This is a genomic window from Clostridioides sp. GD02404 (genome assembly GCF_045898275.1).
Lineage (GTDB): Bacteria > Bacillota > Clostridia > Peptostreptococcales > Peptostreptococcaceae > Clostridioides > Clostridioides difficile_A.
In genome coordinates this window covers 18,728-34,021 of the sequence record NZ_JBJOCA010000032.1, presented here as the reverse complement: position 1 = coordinate 34,021, position 15,294 = coordinate 18,728, and the positions used below count along the sequence as shown (strand labels likewise).

12 protein-coding genes are annotated in these 15,294 nt (G+C 26.1%); 4 read left to right on the top strand and 8 right to left on the bottom strand.

Annotated features, from left to right (window positions below; translation table 11 throughout):
- The first annotated feature begins 605 nt into the window (after positions 1-605).
- Positions 606-2,111, top strand: a complete 1,506-nt coding sequence (locus Q3287_RS16330; protein ID WP_407964426.1) for an ABC transporter substrate-binding protein — start codon at positions 606-608, stop codon at positions 2,109-2,111.
- Positions 2,112-2,266: 155 nt separating this feature from the next.
- Here the strand turns inward: Q3287_RS16330 and Q3287_RS16325 are convergent, their stop codons facing one another.
- On the bottom strand, positions 2,267-4,180 hold the full coding sequence (locus Q3287_RS16325) for a diguanylate cyclase domain-containing protein (RefSeq protein ID WP_407964425.1): 1,914 nt from the start codon (positions 4,178-4,180) through the stop codon (positions 2,267-2,269).
- Positions 4,181-5,500: 1,320 nt separating this feature from the next.
- On the opposite strand from Q3287_RS16325, the gene Q3287_RS16320 reads away from it, so the two are divergent.
- The 3 genes from Q3287_RS16320 (at position 5,501) to Q3287_RS16310 (ending at position 9,101) form a co-directional block, all read left to right on the top strand.
- On the top strand, positions 5,501-6,415 hold the full coding sequence (locus tag Q3287_RS16320) for a DUF2935 domain-containing protein (protein ID WP_054269999.1): 915 nt from the start codon (positions 5,501-5,503) through the stop codon (positions 6,413-6,415).
- Positions 6,416-6,735: 320 nt separating this feature from the next.
- Positions 6,736-7,383, top strand: a complete 648-nt coding sequence (locus Q3287_RS16315; RefSeq protein ID WP_407964424.1) for a lactate utilization protein — start codon at positions 6,736-6,738, stop codon at positions 7,381-7,383.
- Positions 7,384-7,775: 392 nt separating this feature from the next.
- Positions 7,776-9,101, top strand: a complete 1,326-nt coding sequence (locus tag Q3287_RS16310; protein WP_407964423.1) for an MATE family efflux transporter — start codon at positions 7,776-7,778, stop codon at positions 9,099-9,101.
- Positions 9,102-9,182: 81 nt separating this feature from the next.
- On the opposite strand, the gene Q3287_RS16305 is transcribed toward Q3287_RS16310, so the two are convergent.
- The 7 genes from Q3287_RS16305 to Q3287_RS16275 form a co-directional block, all read right to left on the bottom strand.
- Entirely contained in the window at positions 9,183-9,977 is a 795-nt protein-coding gene (locus Q3287_RS16305; protein WP_407964422.1) for an ABC transporter permease, read from the bottom strand.
- Positions 9,978-10,853: an ABC transporter ATP-binding protein gene (locus tag Q3287_RS16300; protein ID WP_054276452.1), complete on the bottom strand. Its 876-nt coding sequence runs from the start codon at positions 10,851-10,853 to the stop codon at positions 9,978-9,980. It abuts the gene before it with no gap.
- Positions 10,846-11,226, bottom strand: a complete 381-nt coding sequence (locus Q3287_RS16295) for a GntR family transcriptional regulator (RefSeq protein WP_054269994.1) — start codon at positions 11,224-11,226, stop codon at positions 10,846-10,848. Before Q3287_RS16295 ends, Q3287_RS16300 begins: the two co-directional genes overlap by 8 nt.
- Before the next feature lie 180 nt (positions 11,227-11,406).
- Positions 11,407-12,066, bottom strand: a complete 660-nt coding sequence (gene deoC / locus Q3287_RS16290; protein WP_219673513.1) for a deoxyribose-phosphate aldolase — start codon at positions 12,064-12,066, stop codon at positions 11,407-11,409.
- A 35-nt stretch (positions 12,067-12,101) separates the two neighbouring features.
- A complete protein-coding gene (gene murJ / locus Q3287_RS16285; RefSeq protein ID WP_054269992.1) occupies positions 12,102-13,646 on the bottom strand; it encodes a murein biosynthesis integral membrane protein MurJ in 1,545 nt (514 codons plus the stop codon).
- Positions 13,647-13,757: 111 nt separating this feature from the next.
- On the bottom strand, positions 13,758-13,928 hold the full coding sequence (locus Q3287_RS16280) for a hypothetical protein (protein ID WP_153885131.1): 171 nt from the start codon (positions 13,926-13,928) through the stop codon (positions 13,758-13,760).
- A 247-nt stretch (positions 13,929-14,175) separates the two neighbouring features.
- On the bottom strand, positions 14,176-15,060 hold the full coding sequence (locus tag Q3287_RS16275; protein WP_021384276.1) for an RNA polymerase sigma factor RpoD/SigA: 885 nt from the start codon (positions 15,058-15,060) through the stop codon (positions 14,176-14,178).
- Positions 15,061-15,294: the final 234 nt, after the last annotated feature.

Genomic DNA, 15,294 nt, shown 5'->3' with positions numbered 1-15,294 from the left:
TGACTATTAGGATTTTCAATAATAGTATCATCTGAATTGTGACATTGTTTCAAAAATAAAATACAGTCTCTTGATGATTTAATAATATAAATAAACAAAATTACTAGTATTTTACATAAATAATAATTATCCATTATTAAGTGTGAAATAAGGTGTCTCAAAATAAACTTTTTAGTCCATGAGGCACTCTTTTTTATATGAAAGTAAATATATTTTCATCATTTCAGGAATAAAAATAGGCTTATCTCCATTTTGATCCAACCTTTTTAACTTTATAATTCATTAGATTAAAATCTTCTTAAATTACTAATTCTTCTTTAAGCTTACTTATTGTTAGTTCTATTAATTAAAAAAATAAGTTTGACAGACCAGTAATTTATTATTTTCAAAGAAAAAATATAGTTATAAAAAGACAATTTTAAATATAGTTTTGTCTAACATAAAATAGTTAAAATTCTTAACAACTAAAAGTAACTTTGTATAAAGAAAACTCTACCATAAACTTTCTTATTAATACTAATTTGTATTGTATGATTTTCTAATAAATTTTGATATAATGAGTTTTAAGATTAAGTAGTTATAACTAAGACGAGGGAGATAAAAATATGTACAAAAATTTGAAATTATTAATTATTACTTTACTTACATTGGCATTATTTACTGGTTGTAGCTCTGGTAAAAATGAAACATCAGAAGAAAAACCAATTCAAATTGCTTTAACACAAGATATGTTATCATTTGATCCAATGATGACTTCTGACATTTTCTCAGAAGCTATTCTCAGAAATATATACACAACATTGTACGATTTTGATGATAATCTACAATTAAGAAAATTACTTGTTAAAAGTGAAAAAAGGATAGATGATTATACTTGGAAATTTGAAATTCAAGATAATGTTAAATTTCATGATGGTTCTTCTTTGACAGCAGAAGATGTTGTATTTAGTATTCAACGTGCTATGCTTGGAGGAAGAACAAAAAAGGCTCTTGAAATTTTAGAAAGTATAAAAAAGATAAATGATACTACATTTGAAATTGTTACAAATGAACCTTACTCTGAATTACCTTCATTATTTGCCAAAGCAGAAACCTCTATAGTTTCAAAAAATGTAGTTGAATCTAAAGGATATGATTTTTCCAAACCAATTGGTTGTGGCCCATTTAAACTTATTGAAAGAATAGAAAATAAAAAAATCTCATTAGAGCGATTTGATGATTATTATTTGGAAAAGGTAAAATCTAAGTATCTCAATTTTTTAGTTATTGTTACAGAGCAAGATAGAACTACAGCTCTGTTAGATGGAGATGTTGATATATTATTTAGTGTTTCTGCATATGATTGTGACAAATTGAAATTATCTGACAATGTTACATTATTACAATCTCCTTCATCCAAAATTGAGTATTTATCACTTAACACAAAGTTTCCACCTTTTGATAATCAAAAAATACGTTTAGCTATGAGTTATGCAATCGATAGACAAAAAATTACTGATAGTATATATCATGGCTACAGTATACCTTCTGTAAGTTTAATACCTAAAGGTATTATGGGATATAAAGAACCTGAAATTACATATAATCCAGAAGAAGCAAAACGATTATTAAAAGAATCTGGCTATGAAAACACGTTAGAATTAAATGTAATAACCATAAATACAATCAGAAAAAATACATTAGAACTTATTAAATTAGATTTAGCTAAAGTAGGTATTAAATTAAATTATAATTTAGTTACTATGCAGGAAGCTGCAAATATGATGAATGAGGGTAAACATGAATCTATTCTAGTTGGTTGGGCATTTAATAATGATCCAAATGGTGTGCTTCCAGTTTTATTGGGAACTAATAGTGGTAAGACTCAAAATTCAAGTAATTACAGTAATCCTGTAGTAGATAAATTGCTAGCAGATGCTCGAAAAGAAGATGATAAAAAAAAGAAACAAGATATATATGAAAAAGTAAACTCTATAGTCACTCAAGATTCCCCTATTATCATATTACAAAATCCAATGGTATTAAGTGCTGCCTTAAATGATATAAAAGGAATCCATATAAATCCTCAAGGATTAATTCAATACAATTCAATTTATCGTGAGTCAAAGTAATTATAGGATATGTTTCTATAGTATCAAATTTCTCATACCATTCTTCAACACATAGTTCATTATGTATCGATTGGAACTTTAGCCCAGACTGATTTAATCTAGTCTGGGCAGTATATGTAGCATACATTTTAATTTTTGATTTTTCTAAATATAATTTATTTGATGCTTGCCTTTAATTGTCGCTTTACTCGATACATAGATTCATCTGCCTGTTTTAATAATTCTTCAAATGTTGATGTTGAATCACTATCCCATGTTGCTTTTCCTACACTAGCAGAAATAATAAATTGTTCTTCTTCATATTCATATTTATAAATTAGTTTTTCTTCAATCTTTGACTTTACATCAGTTAAATCATTTTCTGAAGTAATAGGAAGCAAAACTATAAACTCATCCCCACCTAATCTTGAAACAATTCCGTAATCCTTAACAATTGATAATAAATCATTTCCTATCTGAATAAGAAGCCTGTCTCCTTCACTATGTCCAAAGCGATCATTTACCAACTTGAAATAATTCATATCTGCAAATAAAATTCCATACATTTTACTTCTGTTATTTTCTAAACCATCATGAACATAATCCATAAGGCCAAGTCTATTATATAACCCTGTTAAAGAATCTCTCCTAGCTTGTTTATTAGATTCAATTTCTTGCTTTTTAAATCCACTAATATCACGTAACTGTATAAATAAACGAGAAAGTCTACTATCCTCATATAAAGGTACAATAACTACATGAAACCATCTTTGATTCAGATGTGAAGTATAGACTTCTACCTCAACTGATGTTGCAAGGTGTTTATCCCTCATATTTTCAAAAATACTACGTAATTTGTTTTCATCTTCTTTACAAAAGCATTTTACAAAATTTTCTATAACACAATCATTTTCATCTAATTCAATTCTATTCAACAATTCAGTAAAATTTTCTTTATTACTATAAATCTTTTGTTCCTTTACATCGATATCAATATTAATGTCTCTCATATCATTTGATTGATATAACTGATAAATCCCCTTAAAGTTGTGCTGAGCTAATGATACCGTATTCATCAACTCAAAAAATTTCTTTCTTAGATACTTTGTTTCATAATATCCTGCATTCTTTTCATTATCCAAAATTTCTCTATCTAAATTATTCTGATATTCATCCATAACTTTGATTAAACTTATTATTGGTTTAACTACTCTATTTGTAAAATAAAATGCCAACAAAATATCTGCAATAAATATAAATGTAATGATTATAATATAAATATAAATAAATTGATTTGTAAAATTATAAATTAAACTATCCTCCACTAGAATTACTAAATACCAAGGAGTATTATGAATTGATTTATAATATCCAAAGGTATTTTCTTCTCCTATTTTTGATTCAATTTGTCCAAAAGAATTCTTCGAAAAGTCATCTTCAATCTTAATGATTTGATTATCTTCACTATGATAATAACCTTTATAATTAATAGTTTCACCATTCTTTCTACAAATATAAGTTGCAGTATCACTTATATCGTAATAACTGCTAATAATCTTAAATATAAAAGATTCATTGTAAACTGAAATCATGCTTCCTATATATTCACCATTAATCCAGACTGGAGTCAAAATTCCCAAACTATATGAATTTTGTGATAGATTAAATTCTAATACTTTTTGTTTTTCATCTTCTATTTTATTTGGTACCTGATTATAAATCTTATCAACTATTATTTTTTCACCTGTACTGTAAATCAATTTATTATCCTTATCTATCATGATACTAGCCATAATTTTATCTTCAGTAATATCTAGATAGGAGGTAAAAGCTTCTATTAAATACTCTTTGTTTTTATTTTCATTATATTTATTCAACGTTTTTTTAGCAAAACTACTATTATAAATTATATCTGACTCAATTGTTTGAGATATATAATCTCCTTGTACATTTATACTTTCATTTAAATTATTTGCATAAGTTTTTTTTGATAGTTCAAAACCACTTTTATATAATAAAACTGAAACAATCATAATAGGTATTAATGTTAATACAATAAAAGCTAATCTGAGTGCATTTTTTAGTTTCATATATTTTATCATTCCTTTCACTTTGGTCAAGCACAAACATGTATGAAAATGTTGTTCTTCTCTAATCTTTATTTTATAATCCTTGTATGGAATATTACTATTCTATAAATTACAGGAATTATTTTCACACCCAAATAGATATACCCTCAACTTTTCAAGTATAAAAAAGAGGGGCATTAAACTTGGGTTCTTTATTATTTTGTACTAAGCCATGTTTATTTAGCTAAAGGATGATAGTTATTGTTTCTATTCCTATTTATTTTAGGGTAGTGATACCTATTATAAAACTTACTTATCCCCTCTATTGTGGCCTTGATGCATACTAAAATTTTACAGTTACAACTGTCATCATCACTAATTATACTGAAATTTCTGAATATATCCAAAAATCTTTTTCAGCTACCAATTCTAGTATTCCAGTTTTCCTCCAAAAAGTTTTCAATAATTTTGTCAACTTATTCATTATTATTTAGATTAACTCATGTTAAAATACTATTGTATTTATTTTTAATAATTTACATACTACTAACAATAAAATAGCTTATAAACCCAAATTACACTCAACCTAAAACCATATTATATAATAAAAATATTTTTTATATCTTAAAATCTATTTTATTTTTCAAATTTTATCTCAACTTGTTTTTAGTAATTTATACAATGAATTTATTGTTGTTTCAAAGTTAAATATATTATAGCAAATTATATGTAAAATGTCATAAATTAATTAATCCAATGATTTTTTTATAACATAGTAATATAATTATATCTAATATATTATTCTTTTTGAAGTTTTACCCATAATTTAGTAAACTCACGCTTTTATTGTTTTTTATAGTGTAATTAGTATAAAATATTTTTTAAATAATAATAATTTCTCATGCCTTAATTAATGAGAGTTTTAAACAAAAAATATATAATTCACTTAAAATCTAAGTATAAATTTATTAAAAAGAAAAATAAGTAACCTAAATCCTCTTTTTTTACAACTTAAAATTGAATCATTGGTATACTTTAATATTTACTTGCCTCATTATTATAAGTAATATACTGACACTTACTAAACAACTAAATTGTATGCCCAATAAATCTTTAAATCTTTTTTTAAAAAAACAGATAACAAAAATTATTATATAGTTGTCTTTATGTTTATTTATAAAATACTTCTTTTGATTATTTTTGCCTAAATAACAGTCCTTTAAATACTATAGCTTAGTGAAAAGCAGTTCTAAAATTTAGTTAATTTATCCCTAATATACATAAATTTAAATATTAGGAATAAAGTATTATAAATAAGATACTTTCTAAAGGGAGGAAATTATGATAGATAATCAAAAGTATGCTATTTTATCACTAGAATTACATTTATTTTTTGCAAGAATTATGAAAGAACATTCTCTTTTTCTAGAGGCAGGATTTACACATAAAGATTATAATCTTGCTATGGAAGCTGACCACTATAAAAAACAATTTGAAGATTTATTATCATATACTGTTAGTGCTAGTAATGGTATAATTAGACCTGATATATTATATTCAGAAGAGATTGTAACTACTCTTACATTGAATGCAGAACAAAAAACTGAAGAACTTACAGGAATAGAAATAAATCAAAACTTAACTACAAGAGAATTAAACCTACAAAGTGGTGTAAACCCACAGGTTGGTCAAGATTTAGTAGACTATGTAGCTCAGCTTAACTCTGATGCAATAAGATTACTTGATGGACTTATTAATTTAAAAGAAAGGGTTTTAGATGGAGTACTATCGTGCACCTTGTTCACTTCAAACTATCCATTACTTATTGAACATATAATACATGAAGCAAACTTGTATCGTTCCTATGTAATTGACCTTGAAAATAAAGTAGATATTGATTTAAAAAATTTCAAAGAAATAGAATTATTCTGGGACCATATTATGATGGAACACGCACTATTTATGAGAGGATTACTCGACCCATCTGAAAGCGAACTAATAAATACTGCAAATGAATTTGCTATAAAATTTAATGAATTAATTGAAAAAACAAATGAAATGACTGATACTGATGTAGCAAGTATTACAGATGAAACATTAAATGAAACTGTTGAATTTAAGGATTTTAAAGAAGCTGGTACATCAGGAATAGAAGAATGTAAGATAAGGTCTATAATATTACCACTTTTAGCAGACCATGTATTAAGAGAAGCCAACCACTATATTAGAATATTGGAAAGTTATAAAAATATGTAATTATAATTTCTTTTAATCTCTATCTATTTAATCAAAATAAAGGTACACATAAATCGTACCTTTATTTTTTTATATTCTATATAATTCAAATCATTTATTTATGAAAAACTAACCATCTATAATTAATAACTCTATTTTTGATAAATATACTTATAAAAATATCCATAAATATATTTTTATAAGTATATATATGTAATGATTTATTAAAATTTTGATAGTAAATATTATCCTAAATAAATATTTATGTTATAACTATATTATAACTACATTAATAATTTGTGGTTATAATCTTAAAATTTAAATATGGGAGTGATTTTAGTATGATAAGACAAACACCATTGGAAAAACGATATGATAAGTTAGGACCAAATATCATTAAATCTCTTAAAAAACGTTATTTTGATGCTTATTACTGTAAAACTAAGAATGATGCTTTACAACAAATTTTAGATTTGATTCCTCAAAATCATGTAGTATCATGGGGAGGCTCTGAAACGCTTAAAGAAATGGGAGTACAAACTGCTGTTAGAGACAAAGGATTCAAAGTCATCGATAGAGATTTAGCAAAGACTCCAGAAGAAAGAATAGAAATTATGCGTCAAGCACTTCTATGTGATACTTTTTTGATGAGTAGTAATGCAATTAGTGAAGATGGACAACTCTTCAATATTGATGGAAACGGAAATCGTGTAGCCGCAATGATATATGGTCCAAAAAGTGTTATAGTTGTAGCTGGTATGAATAAAATTGTTAAAAATATTAATGATGCAGTTCAAAGAGCTAGAACAATTGCTGCTCCAGCAGTTGTACAACGTTTTCAAGATGTAAACACTCCTTGTTATATCAATGGAAGTTGTATGGATTGTACAAGCCCTGAAAGTTGTTGCGCATATATGGTAACTACAAGAATAAGTCGTCCAGCAAACAAAATAAAGGTAATATTGGTAGGAGAAAATCTAGGTCTATAAAATATACATATATTTAATCAAATCTATAAAGAACTAAATTAAATAACTTACTCATATAAGTGGTAGAATAAAATTCTTTCATAAAACTTTCATTCTACCACAAGAAGCTAGCAAAGAATTTGGTTTTTATAATTATCTCTAAATTTTACAATCTCTAATATAATATTAAGTTCTTTTTTATTTGCAAAATCAATATCTTTCATAATTGAGTTTTATTAATATAGTATAGTTATTCTTATTAATACAAGTTCATCAATTATCAAATACAAATTCATTTCTACATAGCTCTTCGTTGATTTAGAGCCACTTATCGTATAAACAAAGTTTTTCTTGACTATATAGTTACTATATAGCTTATTATATATAGAGAGTAATAAAAGGAGGTAAAATTTATGGAAAATTTATTTACAAGAAAATTCACTACTTTTGAATTTCTAAAATTTGTTTCTCCTGCAATTATATCCATGATATTTATATCTTTATACACAATAATAGATGGTATCTTCGTATCAACATTAGTTGGCTCAGATGCTCTTGCTAGTATAAATATTGTACTACCTATAATCAACCTTGTTTGTGGATTTGGAATAATGATGGCAACTGGAGGAGGAGCTATAGTTTCTATACGTATGGGCGAAAATAGACAAGATGAGGCCAACTCTACATTTTCTTTTATAGTTTTGTTTTCATTGATTGTTGGGGTTTTATTCACAGTAATCTCTTATTTTTTTGTAAAAGAAATATCTATTTTACTTGGAGCAACAGATAAATTACTACCCTATTGCATAACTTATGGTAAAGTTATGATTTTATGTACACCATTTTATATTTTAAAGTTTATATTTGAATACTTTATAAGAACTGATGGAAACTCCAAATTTAGTTTATTTCTATCAGTCAGTGGTGGTGTAACAAATATAATATTAGACTATGTATTTATCAAATGTTTTGGAATGGGCCTTTTAGGCGCTGCAGTTGCAACTGCTATAGGTATTATTTTTACTTGCATTTTAGGTATTATTTACTTCTTATCAAGTAAGTCTACACTAAAACTGAGAAAGCCAAAAACTGATTTTAGACTTATAAGAGATACTATGATAAATGGTTCTTCTGAAATGGTTACAGAGTTATCTACAGGAATTACAACCTTCTTATTTAACATAGTTGCCTTAAGAATAGCAGGAGAAAATGGACTTGCAGCTCTTACTATAGTCTTGTATGCTCATTTTTTAATGACATCAGTTTATCTAGGATTTGCTGCTGGAGTATCTCCTTTGATAAGTTATAATTTTGGTGCTGAAAATAGTGATAAATTAAAAGAAACATTTAAACATTCTTTAAAATTCATATTTGTTTCATCTATTTTAGTGTTTATTGTTGCTTTAGTTTTCGCACCACTTATTGTTAAAGTTTTTGTAAGTCCAAGTAACGAAGTATTTGACTTAGCTTTACACGGATTAAAAATATTTGCCTTTGCTTTTTTATTTGTTGGTATAAATATATTTGCGTCAGGTTTTTTTACAGCATTTCACAATGGAAAAATTTCAGCTATTATATCTTTTAGTCGTGCCTTTGTTTTTATAATCATAGGAATCGTAATTCTTCCTCCTATGTTGAACTTAACTGGATTATGGCTTACTGTTCCATTTGCTGAAATTCTAACCATATTTATATCTATTCCACTTATAAAAAAATATAAAAGTAGATATAACTATTAATAATATATACTTATTAAAATAAATGAACCTACCTTAAAATACAAATTTATAAATTTGATTTTAGGGCAGGTTTTAATTTATTTATAATAAGTCATTTGCATAATCTTTAATTGGCGCCTTTCTAAGCAATAAAATTATAAATATTATACAAATAACTATAATTCCTACTTTTGTTCCTAATAAAATAAAAGGATTCTGAAATGAATAAATAATCTTTTCTAAATACATAAGTATCTTGTTAATATTTTTAGTTGCAAAATTAACTATATAAATTATGATTAGTACAGGTAATCCTATCAATATAGCAACACTGCTAGCTTTTCTAACTCTATACGTAAAAGCACCTAATAATGCTCCTATAAAACCTATACATATTTCATTTATACATATTTGTACAAAATAGTTTAAATAAGTTAGTGGCACACTTGATGTTGTTGGCTCTATTAGTGCAGATATAGATGTCCAAATCATATCTTTTCTTAGTATAACTGACAGGTCTACACTATAACCTGTTATAATCTCTATAAATAACTTTGATAAAAAAATCAAAACCATACCTACAATAGAAATTATAAAGCTTAAAATAATTAAATTCAGCACAATAGCTTTTATACAACTTTTTCTATTTGCTCTTATACTTAAAGCGCCTGAAAAATCTCTATTTACCATATTTATACTATACACAAATATCAGTATAGTCAGATATGTTGAAATAGGATTCACAGTTGTATATAGATTATCTTTAGATACCTCACCAAAAACCTTAAGAGTAACTACTGGCAAAATACTCATAACAATTCCCATAATTACAAATGTAATTATATATAACTTAGTATTTTTATTAAAAAATTTTATATATGGTTTTAATTCATTCACTTATAAGCCCTCCTTTTTAGTCATGTTAACAAACATGTCTTGTAATCCTATGTATCCTACATCGATATTTGAATTTCTAATCACCTTTTCATCATTTTCATTGAAATCGCCATAGTAAAAATAAGCAACTGTATTCCCAAATGTCTTTTTAGGTTTTATATTTCTTATAGCTTCTAATTTTTCTAATTCCTCTTTATTTCCAGTAATATAATGAGCTTTTTGTTTTATAACATCAATTTCTTCATCTATAATAATTTTACCCTCATTTAATATTATTACATGTTCCAATAAGTCATCTATTTCATCAATCAAATGAGTTGATATTATTATCGTTCTTGGATTTTTTATATAATTATCTAAAATTATGTTATAAAATTCCTGTCTGTTTACTGCATCTAGACCTATTGTTGGCTCGTCAAATATAGTTATAGGTGAATTAGAGCAAACCCCTATTATATTTGAAAGTATAGTTTTCATTCCTCGTGACAATTGTTTATACTTTTTTTTAGTATTTAAATCAAAATATTTACATAATTCTTCTTCTAATCCTTTATCGTAATTTTTATAAAAATTAGAAGAATACTCAAATATCTGACTTACTTTAAAATCTGGACTATAAAATTCTTTTTCTCTCACAATACAAACTTCTTCCAATACTTTTATATCTTCTTTTAAGTTCTTTCCTAATATTTCTATCTCACCTTCATTTTGAACTAACTGATTTACTATTATGTTTAACAGTGTTGTTTTTCCAGCTCCATTTTTACCTAATAAACCATATATCTTATTTGTTTCAAAATTTATAGACATATTACTAAAAACTTTTTGTTTTTTAAAACTATGAGATAAATTTTTTATTTTAATAGAACTATTCATATCTTATATCCTCCTTGAAATTGATTATAATATCAACCAATTCTTCTCTATTTATTTCTAATTTGTCAGCTTCTTGAAGTAGATTTTTTATGAAGTTATGTTTAAAATTTTCCTTTCTAGCTTCTTTTATAATAGTTTTTGCACCCTCTGATACAAACATCCCTATACCTCTCTTTTTATATAGAATATTCTTGTCAACCAGTATATTTATTCCCTTTAACACTGTAGCTGGATTAATTTTATAAAGCTTTGAAAGCTCTGTTGTTGATGGAACCTGTTCTTCTTCTTTTATCCCATTTGATAATATCTCATCTTCAATTGCTTGTGCTATCTGAATAAATATAGGTTCTTCATTGTTTAATACTAATTTCATAGGTTCCTCCTTTCTTTATTAGTTAATTACTCAAGTAACTAACTATATAACTTATATTATCTTGAAAAAGATTATCTGTCAATACTAAATAAAAAACAGAGGAAAAATTTCCTCTGTTTTTTATTTAGTATATTCATAATTAAATTTTAATCATTACTAGTTATCAATAAATTCAAAGCTTTAATAGTCTGTTGTATTCTCATTCTTTAATATCTTACATATCGAGCTAGTTCCTAACCTTTCAGCTCCTGCTTCTATAAATTTTTCTGCATCAGAAATTGATTTAACTCCTCCAGCAGCTTTTATCTTTACATTTTTTCCAACATGTTCTTTCATAAGTTTTATATCCTCTAAGGTAGCTCCATCTGTTCCCATTCCAGTAGATGTTTTTATGAAATCTGCACCTGATATTGTCACTATCTCACACATCTTTATTTTTTCATTTTTATCTAAATAACATGTCTCTATAATAACTTTTAAGATGTTCTCTCCAATAACTTTTTTTATTTCTTTTATCTCATTTTCTATATTATTATAATCTTTATTTTTTATATCTGAAATGTTTACAACCATGTCAACTTCATCTGCTCCATTTTCAATAGCATCTTTTGCTTCAAATACTTTTGTAGCAGTAGTTTGATATCCCAGAGGAAATCCTATTACTGTACATACTTTCATTTTCCCATTTAGATATTCTGTAGCTCTTTTTACATATGAAGGTGGTATACAAACTGATGCTACATTCATATTTACAGCTTCATCACATAAAATTTTAATATCTTCCCATGTAGTGGTTGCTTTTAAAATGGTATGGTCTACCGTTTTTAGTATATGTTTCATAAAATCCTCCTAAACGTGTGATTAATATAATTAAACTACCTTTTTAAATGCAGTTTTCTTTTTGCGATATTTAGTATCATGTCGACTTCTTCAACTTTAAAAATAGTCATTAATAATGTATAGACTCCTCCTCCAACTAAAACTGAAATAGTTAATGATATAAATTCATTAAATGTACCTAATCCCAAAATCCCAAATACAAATTTATAAGTAAAGTATGATAAAATAGCCATAATAAAAGATGCAACTAAAGATTTCAAAGTTGCTTTTATTATTTTATCTTGACCAAAATACCCAACCTTTCTTTTTAAATTCCAGAAAAGTAATAATATACATGCGATTGATGATGAACTAGTTGCAAGTGCAAGACCACCATGAGCCATTGGTCTTATTAAAATCAAATCTAGCACTATATTTACACATACAGATATAATCCCATTTACCATAGGTGTTTTTGTGTCCTGTAATGAATAAAATACCTTCCCTAAAATATCTCTTAAACCAAATGCGGTCATACCAACTGCATAAAAGGTTAGAGCAGTAGCTGTCATTTGAGTTGCTCTAGCATCAAAAGCCCCTCTCTCAAAAATGATTCTAACAACAGGAGTTGCAAAGAAAATGGATGCAACTGAAATGGGAATCATAGAGATTATTATCATATTTATACTAGATTTAACCGAGCTTGTAAATTTCTTTTGATTATTTTCTGCACTTAACTTTGATAACATCGGATACATAACAGATACTATTGAAGCTGTAAATGTACCTGTAACAAAACCATTTAATCTATCTGCATAAGTAAGTGCAGGAATACTACCTTTAACTAGTGTAGAGGCTAACGTTGTATCCACCAATGAATTCACTTGATTAACAGCAACACCTATAAATACTGGTGAAAGTAATGACAATAATTTAATAAGGCTATCATCTTTAAAATTTAGATAGTATAAATATTTGTAGTTTGTTTTTTTAACAAAAAACATGTAAAAAAGTAGCTGAACTACCATAGCAATCACAGCACCAATTGGAAGTATGTATGGTCCCAATACTGTACTTAACATTATTGAAATAATTATTACTATATTATAAGGTATACTCCCAAATCCAACTACGATAAAGTTTTCTTTAATTTGTAAAAATGCTGACATAACACTAGTAATACCTATAAATATTATTCCTGTTATCAATATTTTAGTAAACTTTACAGTAAGTAAAAATCTCTCTCCTTCAAATCCTATAGCAAATATGCTTACAAGTTGCTTTGAGAAAATAATACCTAATATAGCAACAATTATGCATATACCAACTATTATATTTAAAACATTATTTAAAAACTTTAGTGCTTGCTTTTCACCTTGTTTACTACTTATTTCTTGATACATAGGAATAAAAGTAGTAACTATAGCAGTGCCAATTGCTGCAAATATAATATTTGGTATATTCATAGCTGTTAAATAACTTTCTGTATATAAGCCTGTACCATAAATTGATGATAGCACTAATTCTCTACCCATTCCAAGAATCTTAGAGATTACAGTAACTATCATCAAATAAAAAGTCGCTTTCGCCACCTTGCTCATTTTATCACTCCACTTCTAACCCACTTCTTTTAATTCAGTAAAGATAGCCTATTACATACAATTTAATCTATTATTCCCACATTTTACAAAGATAATAACAGTGTTTATTTTTTAATATATCGTAAATAACACTGTCTCTATGTTTTTATTTCTACAACACTTTCTACATTTGTAATTTAAGTCTAATAGTATAAATTTAATTGAATCCACAGAAATGGAGTTATCATTTTCTAATCCTGGTAAAACAAAAACACTTATATTGGTTATATCTCTAAATTTCATCTTATTAATTTCTTATAATCTAATAATCTCCACATAAGGAAAAAATATAATCATTTTTATCATCTTTTTTAAGTTATATTTTAACATATTTTATCTATTTTGAAAAATTTTAATCACTTTTACTAAATAACCATTCATTTACAAAAATAAAAAAAGAAAATAGTTACTATTTATAACTACTATCTTCTATAAAAAAATAAAAGCAGGAGAGTCTTTCTCCTACTTTTTTATATTCTCTTTAAAAATATTAATAAAAATGCTTTAATTGTTTTAACTTACTTGGATGTCTTAACTTTCTTATTGCTTTAGCTTCTATTTGTCTTATTCGCTCTCTAGTAACTCCAAATACCTTACCAATCTGTTCTAATGTCTTAGGGTCATCATCATCAATCCCAAACCTCATTCTTAAAACTTGTTGTTCTTGTTCTCCAAGACCTGTAAGTAATTCTTCTATTTTTTCTTTTAAATTATGTTGTTCAACTTCTCGTATCACAACATCCTTAAAATCAGCATCTGATGGTATAAATTCAACTAAACTACTATCTTCATCCTCTTTTAATGGAGTATCCAAAGATACAACATTTTTATCTCTTCTTAATAATTCCAATACTTTATCAACTTCAAGACCACATGCATCTGCAATCTCCTCTACAGTTGGTTCTCTTAATAATACATTTAAAAGTTCTTGTTTCTTTTTCTTTACAAAATTTATTCTTTGATGAAGATGTATAGGTATTCTAATAGTATTTTCGCAATCGTCAATATATCTTGTTATACTTTGTTTTATCCACCAAGTTGCATAAGTGCTAAATTTGTATCCCTTTTTATAATCGTACTTCTCTACTGCTTTTATAAGTCCTATATTTCCTGCTTGAATTAAGTCTAACATATCAATACTGTCTCTTTTATATCTTTTTGCTATACTCACTACCAACCTATAATTTGAATTTATAAACTTTTCCTTTGCTACTGAAGATGAGTTGATTATTTCCTTAGCCAGCTCTACCTCTTCTCCTGCTGACAACATTTTGTATTCCTCAATTTCCTTTAAATACATTTTCATCGCATTTGATACATTTGATGAACCCACACAAATATAATTTTCATAATTATTTTCTTTTTTAGTATCCATAATCAAACCCCTTCTATTCATAGAATTTGCTAAAACAAAAATAAATAATTTAAATCTACATAATCTACAATTACATAATATCCCCTTCCTCAAACAAGTTGTTTTGTATATTATGTATACAAAGTTATAAAAACTATACCTATAATACTATTCTATTTTTAACACCAATATCCTCCCCATATATATAATTTATTTTATTATATCTTGCTATATCCTTAGTTTTTAGAATGATAT

Coding starts and splice junctions, on each gene's coding strand:
- Q3287_RS16275 (WP_021384276.1), bottom strand. CDS start 15,060: ATGGATACTAAAAAAGAAAATAATTATGAAAATTATATTTGTGTGGGT.
- Q3287_RS16300 (WP_054276452.1), bottom strand. CDS start 10,853: ATGAATAGTTCTATTAAAATAAAAAATTTATCTCATAGTTTTAAAAAA.
- Q3287_RS16315 (WP_407964424.1), top strand. CDS start 6,736: ATGATAAGACAAACACCATTGGAAAAACGATATGATAAGTTAGGACCA.
- deoC (WP_219673513.1), bottom strand. CDS start 12,066: ATGAAACATATACTAAAAACGGTAGACCATACCATTTTAAAAGCAACC.
- Q3287_RS16280 (WP_153885131.1), bottom strand. CDS start 13,928: ATGAAATTTAGAGATATAACCAATATAAGTGTTTTTGTTTTACCAGGA.
- Q3287_RS16325 (WP_407964425.1), bottom strand. CDS start 4,180: ATGAAACTAAAAAATGCACTCAGATTAGCTTTTATTGTATTAACATTA.
- Q3287_RS16310 (WP_407964423.1), top strand. CDS start 7,776: ATGGAAAATTTATTTACAAGAAAATTCACTACTTTTGAATTTCTAAAA.
- murJ (WP_054269992.1), bottom strand. CDS start 13,646: ATGAGCAAGGTGGCGAAAGCGACTTTTTATTTGATGATAGTTACTGTA.
- Q3287_RS16330 (WP_407964426.1), top strand. CDS start 606: ATGTACAAAAATTTGAAATTATTAATTATTACTTTACTTACATTGGCA.
- Q3287_RS16295 (WP_054269994.1), bottom strand. CDS start 11,226: ATGAAATTAGTATTAAACAATGAAGAACCTATATTTATTCAGATAGCA.
- Q3287_RS16320 (WP_054269999.1), top strand. CDS start 5,501: ATGATAGATAATCAAAAGTATGCTATTTTATCACTAGAATTACATTTA.